This is a genomic window from Pedobacter sp. (genome assembly GCF_045627485.1).
Classification (GTDB): Bacteria; Bacteroidota; Bacteroidia; order Sphingobacteriales; family Sphingobacteriaceae; genus Pedobacter.
This window is the reverse complement of the sequence record NZ_JAZQNU010000111.1, coordinates 1-20,579: the sequence shown is the minus strand read 5'-3', so window position 1 is coordinate 20,579 and position 20,579 is coordinate 1. Positions and strand designations below refer to the sequence as shown.

Here is a 20,579-nt window from a genome sequence, read left to right as displayed (position 1 = left end):
ACCCTCGGCCTTTACCATTTCTCATGCCTGTATCCTCATTAATAGTGGTTCAAGGGATGAGAAAGACGATCAATCTGGTTTAGCTCATTTTATCGAACACCTTATTTTTAAACGGACGGAGAAAAGAAGTACCAATCAAATTTTGAACCGCCTGGAAAGCGTGGGCGCCGATTTAAATGCGTATACTACAAAGGAGTACACCTGTGTACACGCATCGTTTTTGAACCCCTACCTTGACCGAACGCTTGAGCTCTTCAATGATATTATATTCCATTCTACTTTTCCAGAGGAAGAAATGGAAAAGGAAAAAAGTGTTATCCTCGACGAAATCAGTTCTTACTTGGATCAGCCAGAGGAAGCCATATATGATGATTTTGAGGATCTTTTATTTAGGAATCATTCACTGGGAAGAAACATCTTAGGTACACCTGAAAGCGTAAGCAGACTTAGTAGGCAAGATATTAAGGACTTTATGTCCGCCAATTACCATACAGATAAGATCATTATTGCAGTAACTGGCAACTACAGTTATGCCAAGTTTATCAAAATAGGTACAAAGTATTTCGGCAACATTCCAGCTAACATTAAGCCCTTACACAGGATACCCCCACTGAAAAACGAGGTAGTTAAGGAAATCCATAGAAAACCCATTTCTCAGGCTCATATGGTATTGGGCAGCCAAGCTTATAGTTTGCACCATCCATATAAAACGGGCTTATTATTACTCAACAACCTGCTGGGCGGTAACGGTATGAGCTCGATCCTGAACCTCCAGATTCGTGAAAAATATGGTATTGCTTATACTATTGAAAGTGGCTATAGCCCGCTAAGCGACACAGGGCTGTTCACCATTTATTTCGGCACAGAACAGGAAAAGGTAGATAAAGCATTGACATTAATTTACAAGGAATTTAAAAAACTCCGGGAAAATCCACTAACAGAAGTACAATTGCACAAAGCGAAAAATAAATTCATCGGTCAGATTGCACTCGGTGAAGAAAACCGGATAGGCCTTATCATTTCAATGGCTAAAAGCCTGATTGACTATGATTATATCGACGATCTGGAAACCGTTTTCAAAAAAATCAGGGCAGTTGGCCGGGCTGAAATAAACGAAATTACGCAGGAAATTCTAAATGAAAAAAATCTAAGTGCACTAACCTTTTATCCTTTAAGCTAATATTCGTATTTTTGTGGCATGAAGTTCCCAATAGTAGCCTACGGCGACCCGGTTTTAAAAAAAGTGTGTAAGAATATCGACCAGGAGTATCCTGAGTTACGACAACTTGTCGATGACATGTTTGAAACCATGTATGCAGCGAGTGGAGTGGGTTTGGCGGCTCCGCAAATTGGTCTGCCTATCCGTCTTTTTGTAGTTGATACAGGTGCGGATGAAGATGGAAAAGAAGGCTTTAAAAGAGTTTTTATCAATGCCGAAATTGTTGACGAAAGTGGCGAGGAATGGGCTTTTAATGAAGGCTGTTTAAGCATTCCTGATATTAGAGAAGATATTATGCGTAAACCAACCATCTTAATTAAATATTATGATGAATTATGGAATTTGCATCAGGAAAAGGTGACAGGAATGCCTGCACGAGTGATACAACATGAATACGATCACATTGAAGGAAAGCTATTTACAGACAAATTAAGTTTGCTACGCAAAAGAATGCTTAAGTCAAAACTAGACAATATTTCTAAAGGGAATGTGCATACGGATTATAAAATGCGTTTCCCTAAACAAACTAAAAAACGCTAATTTTCTTTACGGCTTTTATCGCCATTTAATATTTGCTGCGTAAACTTGCCCCATGCAAACGGATTCAATAACGGATTCGTTTGCACCATGTTTTTATTTAATGCACGGTCGTGATTTAAACGCCAGTTTATTCCTGATATTTCACCCGCATCTCTTGATAAGGTTTGTGCCATCCCCATTATACTTTGTGAACTTAGGTTTTTCTTAGCAATCTCCAGGTCGTCATCAGCCACTTTCATAGACAGAAACTCTTTGGTAAACTCTTCCGCCGTTGCCCAGGGATAAATATGTACCGTAGGTAGGTAGACAATTTCTGAATTCATTTTAACCATGGTTGTGTAACTATCAGAAGGGTGGCTCAATGGAATAATCACCTGTGTTTTGGTAAAACCAACTGCAGTAAATAAGATCGTATCGCCGGGCTGAGCGACAAAAGAAAAATAACCCTGGTAATTTGCCGATCGTTTCTCATTCGTACGCTCATTAGTGATCGTCACATAGGGAACCACCCTATTGCTGTCAATATCAGTAATCATTCCAGAAAATTGCAACAACTTTTTACCTGCAGGCATTTGCTGAGCAAAAGCCCCGGCAAAAATAATCATTAACAATAAGGTAAAACTATACTTCATTGTATAAAGTTAAGGGTAATTAAAATGTGGGAAAGTTAAAATGTGTTAAATGTATTATACTGGTTCGGCGAGGTTTACCGCCACTACGGAGGTAATTTGTGGAACAGCTTTCATAATTGCTTGCTCAATGCCTGCTTTCATAGTCATAAAACTCATTTTACAGGATCCGCAATTCCCTAATAATCTTAATTTAACTACATTGTCTGATGTAATTTCCTCTATGGCAACATCTCCCCCATCGGCTATTAAATAAGGTCGGATTGTTTCCAATGCCTGCTCTACTTGCTCTATTAAATTCATCTGGCTCTGTTTAATTTATCGTTATAAAAATACTAATTATTTAGTAATTACACTTTGTGCATTGCTAATTGCCAATTGCTGTGCAACTTTACCCGCTATTTCTGAAAAGCATGCGGCGAGGACAGTGCCACGATTTAGGGCTACTGGCAAACCATGATCGCCACCTTCAGTAATACTTTGTACAATAGGTATCTCCCCGAGAAAAGGCACCTCAAATGAGGTGGCTAAGTGTTTACCACCATCTTTGCCAAAAATGTAATATTTATTTTCTGGTAATTCATCGGGCGTAAAATACGCCATATTCTCTATAACGCCCAGAACAGGAATGTTGATACTTGGCATCCTGAACATCGCTAATCCTTTTCGGGTATCTGCTAGCGCTACCTGTTGAGGCGTAGTAACGATTACTGCGCCAGCAATTGGGAAAGTCTGAGTTATAGTGATGTGAATGTCTCCTGTGCCCGGAGGAAGATCTACAATTAAGTAATCAAGTTCTCCCCAGTCTGCATCATTAAACAATTGTTTTACTGCATTAGACGCCATTGGTCCCCGCCATGGCACAGGCTGATCAGGATCGGCAAAAAAACCTAATGATAACAATTTAATTCCAAATTTCTCAATTGGCAGAATTAACGTTTTACCATCTTCCGTTTCCCGTGCGGCTGGTTTTGCGCCAACAAGACCAAACATAGTAGGCACAGATGGACCATAGATATCAGCATCAATCAAACCAGTCTTTGCACCATTCGCTGCAAGTGCTATCGCAAGGTTACTGGCAACCGTGGATTTCCCTACCCCGCCTTTACCTGAGGAAACAAGGATAATATTCTTTATCTGGCTTAACTGTGAAATATCTGCTGGTTTAGTTACCCGCGACGTCACATTAATGTGAACCTCCGCATCCTTAGCTACAAAAAACTTGATGGCGTTTAAACAGGCGTTCTTTAACATGTCTTTTAACGGACAGGCGGGGGTAGTCAATTCCAGGGTGAAGCTGACGTTTCTATCTTCAATTCTAACGTCCTTAATCATATTTAACGTCACCAGGTCTTTTTTCAAATCCGGGTCTTCTACATTACGTAAGGCGTTTAAAACTTGTTCGTTGGTGATTATCATTATCCAAATTTAACAAAAGCCGCTTACATTAATTAACTTTAAGCTTTTTAAGCGTAATTTTAACACGAAATAAACATTTATGTTTAACGTTTAGCAACAGACCTCTACATTACAACATGGATTTACCGAAGATCAGGATTCCTCAAAAATATATCAAAATTGCTGCATGGGTACTTGGCGTATTTCTTCTTCTCTTTATGGTGGCCGGATTGGTTGCTTACAGCAAAAGGGCAGAACTGTTAAAAACAATGATGGCTCGCGCCATCAGCAAAGCAGATAAAAATTATGGATTACAGGTAAAAATTGGATCGGCAGGCTTTAATGGACTCAGCACCGTGCACATGACCGACATTTCGGTGTTGCCAAAGGACCGCGATACCTTGTCTACCATTTCCGACATTACCATTGGTGTAAAGCTATTTCCGCTACTTTTTGGCGATGTTAAGCTCTCTAAAATGACATTGAATAACGGTAAAGTTATGGTGGTAAAAAGAGACTCCCTAACCAATATTGATTTTATTCTGAAAAGAAAGAAAAAAGACAGTACTGAGGTAAAAGGAGAGCTTGACCTGGCCGGCTTAGCAAATAACCTGTTAAATCAGGTTTTATACAAAATACCAGATGAGATGGAAGTACATCAGTTGCTTTTTGAATTCAAAGAGAATGACACCACTCAGTTGTCTTTCTTAACTACAAGCGCCACAATTGACAACGGAGACTTAAAATCGACCATTGTAGTTAACAAAAATGAAGCAACATGGCATGCCAATGGTCTGATGGAACCTGCAAAAAAACGGATGGATGTTTTACTTTTTGCAGATCAAAAGAAGGTGGAGCTTCCTTACCTCAACAAAAAATTAGGCGCAAAATTAAGCTTTGATACGGTAAGGACGGAGTTAAAAGAAGCACGCTATCGTGATGACACCTTTAAGTTGAAGGGTTCCTGGTCGGTCAAAAACCTCCTGATCAACCATGAAAAAATCGCCCTTAATGATATTGTGGTGCCAGATGCTAAGGTTGATGCGGATATAATTATAGGTAAAACGTACGCTGCACTCGATAGTAGTTCAACTGTGTACCTGCATCAGGCAAAATTCCATCCTTTTATTAAATATACACTTAAACCACATAAAATTTACGAGGTTAAGATACATGCGCCTGAGCAGGATGCACAAAACATTTTAAACGGCTTCCCAAGGGGTTTATTTGAATCATTAGACGGACTTAAAGTACAAGGAAAAGTAAAGTACGACTTTCTCTTTCATCTCGATACCGCTATTCCTGATAGTGTAACGTTTACTTCCTCGTTAACGCCAAACAATTTTAAAATTCTAAGCTGGGGCAAAACAAACCTGCAAAAGATCAATAAACCCTTCGTTTATACCCCATATGAGTACGGTAAGCCGATGAGAGACATCGTTATTGGCCCATCAAATCCCAACTATACTCCATTGAACCAAATTTCAAATAATTTTAAAAATGCCGTATTAACAGCCGAAGACCCATCATTTATGAGCCACAAAGGTTTTGTAATGGAGTCGTTCCGCAAGTCGTTTGCCGTTAATTTTAAGGAAAAAAGATTTGTCAGAGGTGGAAGTACAATCTCCATGCAGCTCGTTAAAAACGTATTCCTGAGCCGAAATAAAACCTTATCAAGGAAGGCTGAAGAAATTCTAATTGTATGGCTTATTGAAAACAATAATCTGATTAGCAAACAGCGGATGCTGGAGGTTTATTTCAATATTATTGAAATGGGTAAAAACATTTACGGCATTGGTGAAGCATCCAGGTATTATTTTGGTAAAACGCCTGCTAATTTAAATATTGGTGAGGGAATCTTTCTTGCCAACATTATACCGCGACCAAAAATTGCCCTATATAAGTTCCGTAGTGATGGTGGCTTAAAGGATTATATGTTTCCATATTTCAAATACATGGGCAATATTATGGCCAGACGAGGTTTAACACCACCAGACACCAGTGGTTATGGTTTTTATAACGTTCGTTTACGCGAGGGCTTACGACAGTATCTTTTGCCCGACACCACAACTTTAGACACCACTGCCTTTGACGATGACGATATTGAAAAACCTGTGATACAAATGCAGGATGATGCTAAAAGCTTGTTTGATCGTATCTTTGGCGGTAAAAACAAAGACACTACGAGTAACAGGCCAACAAAAACGACCGACACCGTTCAGAAGACTAAAAAGCAACTGCGTCAGGAACGACGTGAACAGCGTCAGAAAGAAAAAGAAATGGAAGACAAGCAGAGGGGCGACAGCTAATCGTTCACATTATTATGGAAACTGTACAGATAGAAGACAAGGATTTTGAAATCCTCTTGGAAAACGACCAAATTAACAAACGCACCCGTTTGATAGGCATCCAGTTAAATGTGGATTATGAAACCTGTTGCCCGATTATTATCGGTGTTTTAAACGGCAGCTTTATGTTTATGGCCGATTTGCTAAGGGAAATTGATGTAGCGTGTGAAATTGCCTTTATCCGTGTATCTTCCTATAAGGGAACCGCAACTACAGGCACAGTGAAAGAAGCGTTTGGCTTGCCTGATAACCTGCATAACCGTGATATTATCATAGTGGAAGACATTGTAGACACCGGAACGACCCTGAAATTTATTCTGGAAAAGGTGCATGCACAGCAGCCGGCCTCGGTTAAAGTTTGTTCTTTATTATTTAAACCAAGTGCATTACTTGAACCCATACCGGAACTGGAATATGTTGGATTTGAAATACCTAATGAATTTGTTGTTGGCTACGGACTGGATTATAATGGTCTTGGCAGAAACCTGAAAGACATTTACCGCGCCTTTACGCCTGCCTAATGAATTTAATAGGCATTATTTTAACCTAAATACCCGCCAGACGGATAAATTTTCCCAATTTTACAGAAAAAATTTATTTTACAATGACTATACATAAGGAAGGCTATACAACAATTGCAATTACCGTGTTATTTATTTTTGTTATTAATGCATTTATAGATTACCGGTATGCTGATATCACTTGGCTACGCTGGTTAGTATACATCCTCTCATTTACTCTGTTTATTACGGTGCTTCAGTTTTTTAGAAATCCAAAGCGCAACTTCACTTTTGATGACACCGTATTAATCTGCCCAGCAGATGGGAAAGTGGTTGTGATTGAAGAAACAGAGGAAGGCGAATACTTTAAAGACAAAAGGTTACAGGTATCAATATTTATGTCCCCTGTGAATGTTCACATTAACAGAAACCCTATTTCTGGTGTTGTAAAATTTTTCAAATACCATCCCGGTAAATATTTAGCTGCATGGAACCCTAAATCCTCTACAGAGAACGAAAGAACAACGGTAGTGGTAGAACATGCCTCAGGTGTTCCTGTATTATACAGACAAATTGCTGGCGCTCTAGCCCGTAGAATAGTTTGGTATATTAAAGAAGGTGATGTGGTAGAACAGGGAAAAGAATTCGGATTTATTAAATTCGGCTCCAGGGTAGACATATTTCTGCCAGTAGGCACTAAATTAAATGTGGAACTTAACCAAATGGTTAAAGGTGGCATTACCGTAATGGGGCAGCTAAGCTAAGCGCTAAGCACATTACTTACACTAAAAGAGCTTCCGCATAGTCAGCTCTTTTTTTATGGCTTAAAACCGCTGAAAAGACATTAGACAGGTTGTTTTATTTTGAGCAGGGCTTATAGCTGAGCAAGAAGTTTATCATCAGCCTTATTGCTGGCAGGTAAGCTTCTGCCTAATACGGATCAGGCACGCTTTAAAGACGTTTATCGCCGAGCTTCCCCCGGATGATAAGCGAGCGAAAGGTGCGCCTGATGCGTCACAGATCCGGTGTTGTCTGCAACCTGTATGCAAGAAAGCCTGGCTTATTACCTGATTAGATGGGACGCAAAAAAACCTCCCTGGTGATACCAGGAAGGCTAAATATGCTCGAAAGAAAATTAAATTCTTTTAGATTTGATACGGGCAGCTTTACCAGTTAATGCACGTAGATAGAACAATTTCGCTCTGCGTACTTTACCATGGCTATGAACCTCAATTTTTGCAATGTTAGGTGAGTTGATCGGGAAGATACGCTCTACTCCAACACCATTAGACATTTTACGAACAGTAAACGTCTCATTAGCACCTACGCTATTACGTTGTAACACTACGCCTTGGTAAATTTGAACACGTTCTTTATTACCTTCGCGAATTTTATAGTGAACACTCACTGTATCTCCTGATTTGAATGCAGGAAATTCATTTTTTACGATTACCTGCTCTTCAACAAATTTTACTAAATCCATGATTTTAAGCTATTAAGCCGACATTCTGTTGTTTGAAAATCGGATTGCAATATTAGGGATTTTATTTAACATATGAAAGTGAATTTCATTTTTTTCCAAAATCATTGGCATTTACTTTGTTTACCTCAACAACAAGCTTCACAAATACCTGCTTAAACAATTATACATAGTTAACGCAATTATAAAAAATTTAATATTAAACCATAGTAATTTACGTATTTTTACGAAACCGCTAGCGTAATAGCAAACGTGTAGAAAAAAACAGCGTACTAATAGCTATTTTACCTCAAACCTAATTTTATGTATTTAAAAACGATCGTTAATGAAATCTTGAAAAAAAACAACAGGTCATTAAGCTGGCTTTCTGTGGAGATGAATAAAACGTTTGACGGTTTGAAATTAAGCCTGCTTAAGGGTTCGTTGAAATACAACGACCTGATCCTGATGTCCAAGATTTTAAATGTACCCCCTACAATATTTTTTGAGGAAACAAACCCTACGCATCTGCTAGATAAAGAGGATTTGAAAGCCCCTGATACGGAACATGAGACTTCTATTTTAGAAATAGAACTGAAGAATCATAAAGAGATGCTGAGCACGCTACGCGATCAGCTGAAAGATAAAGATAAAATCATATCGCTGTTAAGCAAATAACTATTCACCCAAGAGGTCCGGGCGCCGCTGGCGGGTTCTGGCCACAGCCTGCTCATGTCGCCATTCGTTTATTTTAGCTTCATGTCCGCTTAAAAGGATGTCTGGAACTTTATGCCCATTCCAGTCGGCCGGCCGGGTATATACAGGCGCATCCAACAGCTCGCCCTGAAAACTATCCGATAAGGCCGACGTCTCATCATTGAGCACACCTGGAATAAGCCTTACGATCGCGTCTACGAGAACAGCCGCAGGAAGCTCCCCACCCGATAAAACATAATCACCAATTGATATTTCCCGGGTAACAAACAAATCCCTTATACGCTGGTCTATGCCCTTGTAATGTCCACATAAAATGATGATGTTTCCTTTGCCCGACAGTTCATTTGCTAGGGTCTGATTAAGTGTAACGCCATCCGGACTCATAAATATCACTTCATCGTAGTCACGTTCGCTTTTTAGGGCCTCAATGCATTTGGCAAATGGAGGAATAGACATTACCATGCCCGAACCTCCTCCGTATGGATAGTCGTCTACACTTTTCTGCTTATTATCGGCATATTCACGTAAATTGTGAACCACAATTTCTACAATGCCTTTTTTTTGTGCCCGTTGTAAAATGGAATGGGCAAAAGGACTGTCTAATAACGCAGGTAATACAGAAATGATGTCGAAACGCATGGATGGTTTTAATTATTCAGGTAAATGTCTAAGAGGCCCTCAGGAAGATCAATCAAGAGTGTTTTTTGCGCTTCGTCAATTTCTACAATCATATCTTCGTGAAGCGGAAATAACACCTCTTTATTCTGATAGGATATAGTGGCCACAAACTGCTGTGGGTATTCATTTATTTCCAGGATCTCACCCAGCTCTCCATGGGTCTCATCAGAAACAACAAAACCCTTTAAATCATTATAGTGAAAATCCTCATCATCGCGGTCAGGGACTTTGGTTATGGGGATGTAGATCTTTTTACGTACTAAAGGCTGAGCCTTATCAATGTGGTCAACATCATCAAAATAGAAATTGCCTGTACTGTTATTTTGCAATTTATAAGAGGATACAAAAAATGGAACCATTTTTCCGTTAATCTCGGCAAAAACAACATCAAGATCTAAAAGTTCAGGTGCATCATATTCAAAATAGAGCTGCAGCTCTCCTTTCAGTCCTTTAGTTTTGGTGATATAACCAATGTAATATGCTTCATCAATTGTCATGGTACACTTTTTTTCCTGTTATAAGGGATTACCGATTTGTGCTAAATAAAAATAGCGAAGGGATTGTCAACTGATTGACTCCTTCGCTATTTTCTAGAAAAAGAAAAAGACTAAGCTTCCTCTTTATTTTCTTCTGTAGTGTTTTCAGCTGCAGGAGTTTCTTCAGCCGCTTCTTCAGCAACTGGTTCTTCAACCACTTCTTCTACTGGTGCATTTTTCAATGCAATAGCAGCACCACGATCAGCATTTTTCTTAGCTTCAGCAGCTAAGGCAGCCGATCTAACTTCACTTTTAGTTTTAGTTAAGCTATCTTTTTTACCTTCAATCTGCTCACCTTTAGCGTTTAACCATTCAGCAAATTTAGCATCAGCTTGCTCTGCGGTTAAAGCACCTTTTTTAACACCTCCTTCTAAGTGTTTTTTGTATAAAACACCTTTGTAAGAAAGGATAGCACGACAAGTATCCGTAGGCTGTGCACCTTTGTTTATCCAGTCTAATGATTTTTCAAAGTTAATTTCGATGGTTGCTGGATTGGTGTTTGGGTTGTATGAACCTAAACGCTCAATAAATTTACCATCTCTTGGTGAACGGGAATCCGCTACTACTACGTGGAAAAAAGGTTTTCCTTTTTTACCGAATCTTTGCAATCTGATTTTAGTTGCCATTTTTTCTTAGATTTATGTATTCAACATAGTTCCCGGAGCAATATGCTTGCGGGGTTGCAAAAGTAATTAAAATACTATTGCCAAGCAAGATGCAAAAAAACTAATTTTGAATGCCTAAACAGAATTTATGAGAATAGCGATAGACATGGATGAGGTAATTGCCGATCCACTAAAAAAATTCATCCAATTATATCACCGCGATTATGGTATTCCACTGGACACCCTGATAGATCCAGGCAATGAAATTTACCACCATGTTCCTGAACACCTTAACCGAAAATGGTTTGATTATATTAATGAAAAAGGCTTTTTCAGGGATCTGGATGCCATTGAGGGCAGTGTTGAAGCTATAAAAAAACTCCAGGAACAACACGAAGTTTACATTGTGTCGGCTGCCATGGAGTTTAGAAATTCACTGGAAGATAAGCTGGACTGGCTTGCTGAAAATTTTCCCTTCATCAGCTGGACAAACATCATTTTTTGCGGCAATAAAATTATCGATGCAGACGTACTGATTGATGACCGTGTGAAAAATTTTATTGGCTTTAAAGGTCGCCCTTTGCTATTTACATCTCCACACAACCTGCTGCTCAGTCATTACGAACGCGTCGATAACTGGCAACAAGTATTGGATAAACTTTATTTAGAGAGATAGTATCCCTACAAGCTCTAACCAGGCCGGTGTTACATCTTCCACATCGATATGTTTAATAGCTTGGCTGAATGGCGTGAGCACCACCTCCCGGTTCAATTGACCAACCATTACGCCAGAATGGCCGTTGATTAATCCTTCTACTGCGGATACGCCTAAACGGCTTGCTAGTACGCGGTCCATGCAAGTTGGGCTGCCGCCTCTTTGTATATGGCCTAAAACAGAGAAACGGATATCGTAATTAGGAAATTTCTCTTTTAACACCTCACATGTGTCGAACCCGCCACCAACTTCATCGCCTTCGGCAACAATTATTATTTTTGACGCTTTATCTTTCCGGCCATGCTCCAATCTGGTGATAAGATCGTCCATGCCAGATTTTATTTCGGGAATCAAAATCGCTTCTGCACCTGCACCAATACCACTTCTGAGGGCAATTAGTCCAGAATCACGTCCCATCACCTCTACCACAAATAGTCGATTGTGTGATTCGGCGGTATCTCTGATTTTATCTACTGCATTGATTACGGTATTAATCGCAGTATCATAACCTATGGTGAAATCTGTTCCGGCAAGGTCATTGTCAATTGTGCCCGGCAAACCAATTACAGGGAAATCAAATTCCTTCATAAAAACGTCTGCGCCCGTAAAGGTACCGTCGCCGCCAATGACCACCAGCGCATCAATACCATTAGCTTTCAAATTGTCGTAAGCTTGCTGTCTGCCCTCCTCGGTGCGAAATCTATCGCTTCTGGCCGTTTTTAAAATCGTTCCGCCACGCTGGATGATGTTAGCTACAGACTTACGTTCCATGTCAATGAAATTACCGTTAACCAGGCCATCAAAACCTCTAATTACACCTGTAACTTTCAAATCATAATAAATTCCTGCACGCACAACTGCTCTAATGGCAGCATTCATTCCAGGAGCATCACCTCCGGAAGTAAGTAAACCTATATTTTTAATTTTATTCATTCTTTCGTTCGTTAAACTTGGCCAAGCCGCTTTTTAAAAAAGCGATATAAGCCTCGGTATCAAATATAGCACCTTTAGGGGTTACTAATGGATTTAAATCTTGTCCGGCCATCACATAAAACGGCTGTGAATTACTATTGTACTGTGTAGCCTGGAAATCACTGTTCCAGCGCCCCAAATCGGTTGTCTTAGTTCTAAGTATTTTTGAGTAATGCACCTTTTCTGCAGGCATTTTTACACCGCGCTCATCCACATAAAGCTGAATCAGCACAAAATCTTCCTTAATTATCCTTGCTACTTCGGGATCCACCCAAACCTTATCTTCCATTTTTCGGCAGTTTACACAGGCATGACCGGTAAAGTCAATTAAAACAGGCTTTCCTACCTTTTTAGCATATGCCATACCTTCGTCCAGGTCAAAAAAGGAGTTAAACCCGTGTGGAGGGTGTAAAACATCATCATATTTTACTTTTGAGGGGAAACCTGTATCACCGTTGCCGGCAGCAGCAGTGGTGCTACCACCAAGTATAAAATCTTGGGTATGTAAAGGTGGCGCAATACCACTTAATATATTAACAGGAGCACCCCATAATCCCGGTATTAAATAAACGCCAAAGGCTAAAGAAATAACCGCAAAGAATAAACGGGGAACTGATATGTATGGTAAATCACTGTCGTGGGAGAATTTAATCTTGCCCAATAAATAAATACCCTGCAGGATGAAAATTACGATCCATAATGACAGGAAGATTTCACGGTCAAACCATTCCCAATGCCACACTAAATCTGCTGCAGACAAGAATTTTAATGCCAGGGCTAACTCCAGGAAACCCAGGCAAACCTTTACGCTATTTAACCAGCTTCCCGACTTCGGCATACTGTTTAAAAAGCCCGGAAATATAGCCGACAACGTAAATGGAAGGGCTAACGCAAGAGCAAAACCAAACATACCTATAGCTGGAGCAAGAATTTCACCTTTAGCACTCGCCTGCACCAGCAAAGTACCTATAATAGGACCTGTACAAGAAAACGACACCAGGGCTAACGACGCTGCCATAAAGAAAATACCGCCTAAGCCACCACTGCTATCTGCTTTCTGATCTATTTTATTGACAAATGAACTTGGCAAAGTGATTTCAAAAGCCCCAAAAAAGGAAACAGCAAATACCACTAACAAAACAAAAAAGGCAAAATTAAACCACCCGCTGCTGCTAAGTTCATTTAGTTTAGCTGAGCCAAATAGTAACGTAATTAGTAACCCAATAGCCACATAGATGACAATAATGGACAGTCCGTAAATAATGGCTTGTCCTATTCCCTTTCGCCGGCTTCCTGCCCTTTTGGTAAAAAAACTTACAGTTAATGGAACCATAGGGAAAATACAGGGCATTAAAAATGCAATAAAACCACCCGCAAGGCCTTCGAGAAAGGTTTGCCATAATGTTTGTTGGGAGGTATCACTTTCTGTTAACACGACGCTTTCTGGCGTAGGGTTTTCAACAGTGTCAACAGCGTCAGCTGTGTCATTTGCGAGCGTATCGGTTTCCGAACCTATTTCTGTAAACACCACATCCTCAGCAACTGAAATGCTGTCAGGATCTGTTTGAAACGCTTCAACCGGACCGACATTTAAGAAACTTAGGGTAAGTAATATGCTTAGAATTAGTATTATTCTGCTCATGTTTTGTGTTAAGTCGGTGAAATTAGCGATAATTTTTTTGGAACAAAAAAAGCACCTCCATATGGAAGCGCTTTATGTGTTTTTTATACTGAATTGTGACGAAACCTACTTAATTTGTATTGCAAAATCAACTTCTGCAGGTGGCAGACATTTCGTGGCGTCGCAAGCCATATATTCTATCTTTCCTTTTATGGTGGCTCCGGGTTTCAGGATTTTAAACTTTTGCTGAAAAATCACTTGCCCTTCATAGTAGGACACATCCATGTCAAATACTTTCTCAAATTTGCTCTTTGCTTTAGGTCCCGTAGTTGCTCCCACTTTCACATAGTCTTTAGACGGACTAAAGGTAAAACTGGTTTTGATGGGTCCACCAGGTTTTACGTGTTGTGAATAGATATGCCAACCATTTTGAATGTTCGCTTTGATGTAAACGACCGCTTCCGTTTTGCTTATTTTTTTCTGTCCATAAGACCACGTTACGGGGTTTTCAATTTGTGCTGAAACACTTAGTGCCGAAAACAAGAAAGCGGTTAAGATTAAGGTTAATCTTTTCATTGTGTGTGTTTGTTTAAATTATAAATTCTACTTCTTTAAAATTATAGGCTTCTGTTTTTCCTCCGCTTTCAATGATTAACATCCCAGTCTCGGTAACTCCGGTGATGCTGCCTTCAAATACCTGGCCATTGCACCGGAAGTTTGATGAAACCCCGAATCTGTAGAGTTTTTTCAAGTATGCCTCAGTGAGCAAAAGGTTCCTATTGCTTTTTAATTTTAAAAACTGACTTTCTATTTGACTACAAATAACTGCGAATAGCTCATTCCGATTAACATCTTTATGTAAAATTTGACGGGTAGAAATCGCGCGGCTTTCAAGTTCAGCCTGAAAATCTTGCTGGTTTACATTTATGCCTATGCCGATTATGCTGAATTTAAAATTTTGGCCGCTGATGATGTTTTCGATTAAAATCCCGCCTAGTTTGCGATCACCGAAAAAAATATCATTAGGCCACTTGATGCTAATTCCTTTTCCGACCAAAGGTAGTAAAGCCTCGTTTAAAGCGATGCTAATAGCCATATTAAGCTTAAACTGATCTTTTATGGCGAGAAAAACAGGCTTTAAAAACAGGCTAAAAGTGAGGTTCTGTCCCGGTGTGGCAAGCCATGAATTTTGCTGCTGACCACGACCGGCATACTGCTCTTCTGCCATAATAACAGTCCCTTCGGGTAATGGCTCGGATTTTGACAACAGTACCTTAAGATAGTTATTAGTCGAATCAACCGAAGATAATTTAATAATATTTTGACCAATAAATAGTGTTGAAAAAGTGTTATTTTGCAAGTGTTGAATTATATTTGTAGATAGTCAAAACTAAAAAAATTAATGGTAAATAAAAAAATAGGGAATATCTCAACATACTTATCCGAACTCGCTGTATTAGGTATACAGGAGAAAAAAGGAAACGATATTGTGCGCCTGGATTTAAGAGAACTTAATAGTGCTGCTTCAGATTATTTTATTATCTGTAATGCAGATTCCGCTACGCAAGTAAAAGCGATTGCTGATAGCGTTGAAGACGAAATTTATAAGAAAACCCAATCGAACCCCTGGAAAAAAGAAGGCCAGGAAAATGCAGAATGGATCATCCTTGACTATTTTGACGTTGTGGTTCACATTTTCAAAACCGATAAAAGAAACTTTTATGGAATCGAAGACTTATGGGGCGACGCGCAAACTACTTCTTATCAAAGCGCTTAAATTAAAAAACACATTTGGAATCCATGATGAAAGATAAAGAAAATACGAAGCCCAAGCTGATTAAAAGAATACCGAACATTCCTAAAAAACCACAGAAAGGAAATAAGTTTAACATCTTTTGGGTTTATGCTGCTATTATTCTAGGATTGATCTTACTTCAATTTCTATTTAATGCAGACACTAGCAAACCTGTTCCTTACAAAACGTTTGAGACACAGATGCTTCTAAAAGGCGATGTAGATAAAATTATTGCTTACAAATATGAAGATTTGGTCCGTGCCGACGTCTACATAAAAAAGGACCGGATTAAAGATCCAAAATATGATCCCTATCGTACTAAAAGTAATTTTGGTGCAGCGGAAGGACCTACCGTATACTTTACGGCTGGATCAATGGACGGACTGGATACGCAGTTAAAAGAATCGCAGAAAGACCTACCAGAAAATGAACGTATACTAGCCGCTAAAGAAACCAGACAAAGCACTTTTAACTCCTGGTTCTTTACGATTATTGTACCGATTTTATTGTTTGCAGGTTTCTGGATATTCATTATGCGCCGTATGGGCGGTGGTGCCGGTGGTGGGGGCGGACAGATTTTCAATATCGGAAAGTCTAAAGCAACCTTATTCGACAAGGAAAGCCAGGTTAATGTAACTTTTAACGATGTTGCCGGACTTGAAGAAGCTAAACAAGAGGTGATGGAAATCGTTGATTTCCTCAAAAACCCTAAAAAATACACCAACTTAGGAGGTAAAATTCCTAAAGGAGCGTTACTTGTAGGTTCCCCGGGTACAGGTAAAACCTTATTGGCAAAAGCTGTTGCTGGTGAAGCACAGGTTCCGTTTTTCTCACTTTCAGGTTCTGATTTCGTCGAAATGTTTGTCGGCGTTGGAGCTTCCCGAGTTCGTGATTTGTTTAAACAGGCAAAAGACAAAGCGCCATGTATCATTTTTATTGATGAGGTGGATGCAATTGGTCGTGCACGTGGTAAAAACAGCATGATGGGTGGTAATGATGAAAGAGAGAATACATTAAATCAGTTATTGGTTGAAATGGATGGTTTTGGTACCGATTCTGGCATTATCATTCTGGCAGCAACTAACCGTCCGGATGTATTAGACTCTGCGTTATTAAGACCTGGAAGGTTTGATCGCCAAATCTCTATTGATAAACCTGATTTAGTAGGTCGTGAACAGATTTTTAAAGTTCACTTGAAGCCAATTAAAACAGATCAGGAGGTAGATGCTAAAAAACTCTCTGCACAGACGCCAGGTTTTGCTGGTGCTGAAATTGCTAACGTTTGTAACGAAGCTGCTTTAATAGCAGCCAGACGCAACAAAACCTTTGTTGACATGCAGGATTTTCAGGATGCCATTGATCGCGTTATTGGTGGTCTTGAGAAGAAAAACAAAATCATCTCTCCTGAAGAGAAGAAAATTGTTGCTTATCATGAGGCAGGTCATGCCATTGCTGGATGGTTCCTAGAACATGCAGACCCCTTGGTAAAAGTTTCCATAGTTCCTCGTGGTGTTGCTGCATTAGGATATGCCCAATATTTACCAAAGGAGCAGTTTTTATATACAACTGAGCAGTTAACTGACGGTATGTGTATGACCCTGGGAGGTCGTGTTGCAGAAGAAATTGTATTTGGTAAAATATCAACAGGTGCACAAAATGACCTGGAGCGTATAACCAAATTATCTTATGCCATGGTTACCGTATACGGTATGAACGATGTGGTGGGTAACGTATCCTTCCACGATCCTCAGAATGAATATAACTTCAGTAAGCCATATTCGGAAAAAACAGCGGAAATCATTGATCAGGAAGTGCGTAAAATCATTTCTGATGCTTATGAGAGAACTAAAACGCTGCTAACAGTAAACCGCGAAGGTTTAGAAAAATTAGCTAAAAAGCTTCTGGAAAAAGAAATCCTCTTCCAGGCCGACTTGGAAGAAATCTTAGGAAAACGTCCGTTTGAGCACCGTACCACTTATGATGAATTCGTGAACGGTACCGGCGACCAGGCTCCTGCTGCCGAAGGCATGTTACATGGTGGCATTGAAGAAACAGCAGACCCTACTCCAGTAAATAATGCTACTCCGGATATTAAATAATTAAATAGAGGCTAAGCTGCCACCATTAATGGTGGCAGCATATCTTATTCCTATGCAAGAAAATATATCTTCAAAAGAGCTGATGCTGAAGAAGATCAGAAAAGCCCTCCTCGAAAAAAGAGATCATCCTCATCCAAATTTAGAAGAAACACCTCTTTACAAAAAAGAGGAAGAGCTACTAGAAATACAATTTGCCGAACAACTTAGTGCTGTTTCCGGCAATTTTATTTTTTGCGAAAGCGGGATGGATTTTATCGAGAACATGCTTGAACTGGCAGATCGGTTTAAATGGAGAAAAATCTACTGCTGGGAACCAGAACTGCAAGGCCTGTTGGAACAATATGAATTTCCTTTTTATAAGACCGATAAAGACTTTGAAATGGCTGAGGCTGGCATAACCCTATGCGAAGCTTTAATTGCCCGTAATGGGTCCGTAATGGTCTCAAATGAAACAGGTGCAGGCCGCAGGTTAAGCATTTATCCTCATCACCATATTGTCATCGCAAAAACTGGCCAGCTTGTTTCAGATCTTAAAGATGCTTTTGCTTTAATTAAGAACAAATATGGTTCACAATTACCGTCAATGATCACTACTATTACCGGCCCTAGCCGCACCGCTGACATTGAAAAAACGTTGGTTTTAGGTGCCCATGGCCCTAAAGAATTGTTTGTGTTTTTGGTTGACGATTTCAGTTAGTTTTTGAACTTTAATTAATAAACTGTAATTTTATACTGTATACCAAAATAGTATGTAGTACAAAATGGACAAAAACCCAATTTATTCCGTAATTACAGGTACGGGCAGTTTTATCCCCGAAAATAAAATAGCAGGTGATGCTTTTTTAAACTCCACCTTTTACGAAAATGGGCTTCTTTTGGATAAGGCCATTGCCGAAATCATCACGAAGTTTGCAGAAATCACTGAAATCAACGAAAGAAGATACGTTGATTCCTCACAGGTTAACAGTACCATTGGAACTATCGCTGCACAACGTGCCATAGAGGATGCCGGTATAGACAAAGAAACACTCGACCATATCATTTTCTGCCATAATTTTGGTGATGTGAAGGAAGGTTCAAACCGAATGGATATTTTGCCTGCATTAGCAGCAAAAGTTAAACAGGCTCTTGATATTCGAAATCCTGACTGCGTGGCATATGATGTCATCTTTGGCTGTCCTGGATGGCTTCAAGGCGCTATTCAGGCAGATTACCTGATAAAAAGTGGCGACGCAAAAAGGGTATTGGTTATCGGTTCTGAAACATTAAGCAGAATCATTGATCCGCATGACCGTGATAGCATGATCTTCTCTGATGGTGCAGGCGCCGTTATTTTTGAAGCTAAAGAATCAGAAACTCCAATTGGCATTATTGCCCATAAAACACAAACCTTCGCTGCCGACTATGGTTCATTGTTAGTGATGGGAAAAACTAATAATCCCGCAGCTAGTCAGGAAAACGCCTACCTTAAAATGAATGGCAGAAAGCTATACGAATTCGCGGTAATTAATGTACCACAAGTCGTTAAGAAAGCAATAGATAAGGCTGGAATCAGTATAGAAGACATAAAAACAGTGTTCATACATCAGGCAAACGGAAAAATGGATCATGCCATAATGAAACGTTTATTCAAGCTATATCACCTTGATAAGGTTCCTGAAAACCTGGTTCCCATGACAATATCCTGGTTAGGAAACAGCTCGGTGGCTACCATCCCAACATTGTTAGACCTGGTACGTCAAGGCCTCGTAGATGGTTATAAAATTGAAGAGGGCCAATATGCAGTGTTTGCTTCTGTAGGCGCTGGTATGCATATCAATGCATTCGTATATCGGTTTTAAGAAGCTCGTAGGCTGACTATAAAAATAAAAAAAACGGCTGGTGAATCACCAGCCGTTTTTTTTATAGCTTTTAAACCCTTATGCTTGTTCTGCCAATTCCAATGTTAGCGCTTCATCAACTAAAATTCTTCCACAGTGTTCACACACGATGATTTTTTTACGTTGACGAATATCTAACTGACGCTGAGGCGGAATCTGATTGAAACAACCTGAACAGGAATCACGATCAATCGTAACTACAGCAAGGCCATTATTTGCATTCTTTCTTAAGCGGTGATAAGCAACCAGTAAACGCTCGTCAATAGAACTTTCAGCTTTCTCCGCTTTTTTACTTAAGGTTAACTCGTCTTTTTCAGTTTCAGAAGTAATTGTTTGCAATTCCCCCTTTTTAACTTCAAGGTCTTTTTTACGGGACTCCTGATCAGCAAGTGCTTTCTCATAAATTTCCGTTTTCTGAGCGATTTCAAATCCATGTTCACGGATTTTCTTCTCACAGACTTGAATTTCCAATGTCTGGATTTCCACCTCTTTAGTTAAAGCATCGTATTCACGATTATTTTTAACATCCTTTAGCTGAGTTTCATACTTTTTGATCAGGTTCTGAGACTCTTTGATCATATTTTTACGCGTTACAATCGCATCTTCAATCTCATCGAGTTCACTTTTCAGTTTCTGAATGCGGGTTTCTAAACCAGCAACTTCGTCCTCTAAATCAGCAACTTCCATTGGTAATTCACCACGGATCTGACGAATTTTATCAATTTTAGTATGAAGGGTTTGTAATTCGTATAAAGCTTTCAGCTTTTGCTCTACAGTTTGTTCCATTAAATGAAATAATTTATGGGGTTTGTATTATGCTCCGTTAAACGGATTGCAAAGTTAGGAAATTTTTCTTGAATAATTTCAA

At 39.5% G+C, this 20,579-nt stretch carries 23 protein-coding genes; 11 read left to right on the top strand and 12 right to left on the bottom strand.

Features of this window, described 5'->3' with window-relative positions; translation table 11 throughout:
- A partial coding sequence (locus tag ACR2F3_RS08745; protein ID WP_432709597.1) for a M16 family metallopeptidase occupies nt 1-1,180 on the top strand: 1,180 nt, incomplete at its 5' end.
- 18 nt (nt 1,181-1,198) lie between these two features.
- On the top strand, nt 1,199-1,759 hold the full coding sequence (gene def / locus ACR2F3_RS08740) for a peptide deformylase (RefSeq protein WP_432709596.1): 561 nt from the start codon (nt 1,199-1,201) through the stop codon (nt 1,757-1,759).
- Here the strand turns inward: def and ACR2F3_RS08735 are convergent.
- Genes ACR2F3_RS08735 through ACR2F3_RS08725 form a run of 3 tightly spaced genes read right to left on the bottom strand, consistent with a single transcriptional unit; the run spans nt 1,756 to nt 3,807 of the window.
- Entirely contained in the window at nt 1,756-2,391 is a 636-nt protein-coding gene (locus ACR2F3_RS08735) for a hypothetical protein (protein ID WP_432709595.1), read from the bottom strand. The genes def and ACR2F3_RS08735 overlap by 4 nt on opposite strands.
- Before the next feature lie 54 nt (nt 2,392-2,445).
- Nucleotides 2,446-2,691 carry a NifU family protein gene (locus ACR2F3_RS08730; protein WP_432709594.1) on the bottom strand — a complete coding sequence of 82 codons (246 nt, stop codon included), beginning with the start codon at nt 2,689-2,691 and terminating at the stop codon, nt 2,446-2,448.
- 36 nt (nt 2,692-2,727) lie between these two features.
- Entirely contained in the window at nt 2,728-3,807 is a 1,080-nt protein-coding gene (locus ACR2F3_RS08725; protein ID WP_432709593.1) for an Mrp/NBP35 family ATP-binding protein, read from the bottom strand.
- Between the two features lie 116 nt (nt 3,808-3,923).
- Between ACR2F3_RS08725 and ACR2F3_RS08720 the strand changes: the two genes are divergently transcribed.
- The 3 genes from ACR2F3_RS08720 to ACR2F3_RS08710 all read left to right on the top strand — a co-directional run bounded on the left by ACR2F3_RS08720 (nt 3,924) and on the right by ACR2F3_RS08710 (nt 7,398).
- Nucleotides 3,924-6,095 (top strand): transglycosylase domain-containing protein, encoded by a 2,172-nt coding sequence (locus tag ACR2F3_RS08720; protein ID WP_432709592.1) that lies wholly within the window; start codon nt 3,924-3,926, stop codon nt 6,093-6,095.
- Between the two features lie 14 nt (nt 6,096-6,109).
- The gene (gene hpt, locus ACR2F3_RS08715) at nt 6,110-6,655 is read left to right on the top strand and encodes a hypoxanthine phosphoribosyltransferase (protein WP_432709591.1); all 546 of its coding nucleotides are present in this window, start codon (nt 6,110-6,112) and stop codon (nt 6,653-6,655) included.
- Between the two features lie 83 nt (nt 6,656-6,738).
- Nucleotides 6,739-7,398, top strand: a complete 660-nt coding sequence (locus ACR2F3_RS08710) for a phosphatidylserine decarboxylase family protein (RefSeq protein WP_432709590.1) — start codon at nt 6,739-6,741, stop codon at nt 7,396-7,398.
- Nucleotides 7,399-7,769: 371 nt separating this feature from the next.
- Here the strand turns inward: ACR2F3_RS08710 and rplS are convergent, their stop codons facing one another.
- Complete coding sequence (gene rplS, locus ACR2F3_RS08705) at nt 7,770-8,117, bottom strand: 50S ribosomal protein L19 (RefSeq protein WP_432709589.1); 348 nt, start codon at nt 8,115-8,117, stop codon at nt 7,770-7,772.
- A gap of 300 nt (nt 8,118-8,417) precedes the next feature.
- On the opposite strand from rplS, the gene ACR2F3_RS08700 reads away from it, so the two are divergent.
- Nucleotides 8,418-8,771 (top strand): hypothetical protein, encoded by a 354-nt coding sequence (locus ACR2F3_RS08700; RefSeq protein WP_432709588.1) that lies wholly within the window; start codon nt 8,418-8,420, stop codon nt 8,769-8,771.
- On the opposite strand, the gene trmD is transcribed toward ACR2F3_RS08700, so the two are convergent.
- The 3 genes from trmD to ACR2F3_RS08685 form a co-directional block, all read right to left on the bottom strand.
- Nucleotides 8,772-9,449, bottom strand: a complete 678-nt coding sequence (gene trmD / locus ACR2F3_RS08695; protein WP_432709587.1) for a tRNA (guanosine(37)-N1)-methyltransferase TrmD — start codon at nt 9,447-9,449, stop codon at nt 8,772-8,774.
- Between the two features lie 8 nt (nt 9,450-9,457).
- On the bottom strand, nt 9,458-9,985 hold the full coding sequence (gene rimM / locus ACR2F3_RS08690) for a ribosome maturation factor RimM (RefSeq protein ID WP_432709586.1): 528 nt from the start codon (nt 9,983-9,985) through the stop codon (nt 9,458-9,460).
- A gap of 110 nt (nt 9,986-10,095) precedes the next feature.
- On the bottom strand, nt 10,096-10,650 hold the full coding sequence (locus tag ACR2F3_RS08685; RefSeq protein ID WP_432709585.1) for a 30S ribosomal protein S16: 555 nt from the start codon (nt 10,648-10,650) through the stop codon (nt 10,096-10,098).
- 127 nt (nt 10,651-10,777) lie between these two features.
- On the opposite strand from ACR2F3_RS08685, the gene ACR2F3_RS08680 reads away from it, so the two are divergent.
- Nucleotides 10,778-11,305, top strand: coding sequence for a 5' nucleotidase, NT5C type (locus ACR2F3_RS08680; protein WP_432709584.1), 528 nt, complete (start codon nt 10,778-10,780; stop codon nt 11,303-11,305).
- Here the strand turns inward: ACR2F3_RS08680 and pfkA are convergent.
- The 4 genes from pfkA to ACR2F3_RS08660 form a co-directional block, all read right to left on the bottom strand.
- Nucleotides 11,294-12,277, bottom strand: a complete 984-nt coding sequence (pfkA, locus tag ACR2F3_RS08675; protein WP_432709583.1) for a 6-phosphofructokinase — start codon at nt 12,275-12,277, stop codon at nt 11,294-11,296. The two genes, ACR2F3_RS08680 and pfkA, sit on opposite strands and share 12 nt — an antisense overlap.
- The gene (locus ACR2F3_RS08670; protein WP_432709582.1) at nt 12,270-13,958 is read right to left on the bottom strand and encodes a protein-disulfide reductase DsbD family protein; all 1,689 of its coding nucleotides are present in this window, start codon (nt 13,956-13,958) and stop codon (nt 12,270-12,272) included. Before ACR2F3_RS08670 ends, pfkA begins: the two co-directional genes overlap by 8 nt.
- A 105-nt stretch (nt 13,959-14,063) precedes the next feature.
- The gene (locus tag ACR2F3_RS08665; protein WP_432709581.1) at nt 14,064-14,513 is read right to left on the bottom strand and encodes a protein-disulfide reductase DsbD domain-containing protein; all 450 of its coding nucleotides are present in this window, start codon (nt 14,511-14,513) and stop codon (nt 14,064-14,066) included.
- 13 nt (nt 14,514-14,526) lie between these two features.
- Nucleotides 14,527-15,297: a biotin--[acetyl-CoA-carboxylase] ligase gene (locus ACR2F3_RS08660; protein WP_432709580.1), complete on the bottom strand. Its 771-nt coding sequence runs from the start codon at nt 15,295-15,297 to the stop codon at nt 14,527-14,529.
- A 42-nt stretch (nt 15,298-15,339) separates the two neighbouring features.
- Between ACR2F3_RS08660 and rsfS the strand changes: the two genes are divergently transcribed.
- From rsfS to ACR2F3_RS08640, 4 genes are all read left to right on the top strand, one after another.
- Nucleotides 15,340-15,714: a ribosome silencing factor gene (rsfS, locus tag ACR2F3_RS08655; RefSeq protein WP_432709579.1), complete on the top strand. Its 375-nt coding sequence runs from the start codon at nt 15,340-15,342 to the stop codon at nt 15,712-15,714.
- A 26-nt stretch (nt 15,715-15,740) separates the two neighbouring features.
- On the top strand, nt 15,741-17,831 hold the full coding sequence (gene ftsH / locus ACR2F3_RS08650; protein WP_432709598.1) for an ATP-dependent zinc metalloprotease FtsH: 2,091 nt from the start codon (nt 15,741-15,743) through the stop codon (nt 17,829-17,831).
- A 52-nt stretch (nt 17,832-17,883) separates the two neighbouring features.
- The gene (locus ACR2F3_RS08645) at nt 17,884-18,528 is read left to right on the top strand and encodes a LutC/YkgG family protein (RefSeq protein ID WP_432709578.1); all 645 of its coding nucleotides are present in this window, start codon (nt 17,884-17,886) and stop codon (nt 18,526-18,528) included.
- A 64-nt stretch (nt 18,529-18,592) separates the two neighbouring features.
- Entirely contained in the window at nt 18,593-19,672 is a 1,080-nt protein-coding gene (locus ACR2F3_RS08640) for a 3-oxoacyl-ACP synthase III family protein (protein ID WP_432709577.1), read from the top strand.
- A 78-nt stretch (nt 19,673-19,750) separates the two neighbouring features.
- Here the strand turns inward: ACR2F3_RS08640 and ACR2F3_RS08635 are convergent, their stop codons facing one another.
- Nucleotides 19,751-20,497 (bottom strand): zinc ribbon domain-containing protein, encoded by a 747-nt coding sequence (locus ACR2F3_RS08635; RefSeq protein WP_432709576.1) that lies wholly within the window; start codon nt 20,495-20,497, stop codon nt 19,751-19,753.
- Nucleotides 20,498-20,579 lie beyond the last annotated feature (82 nt).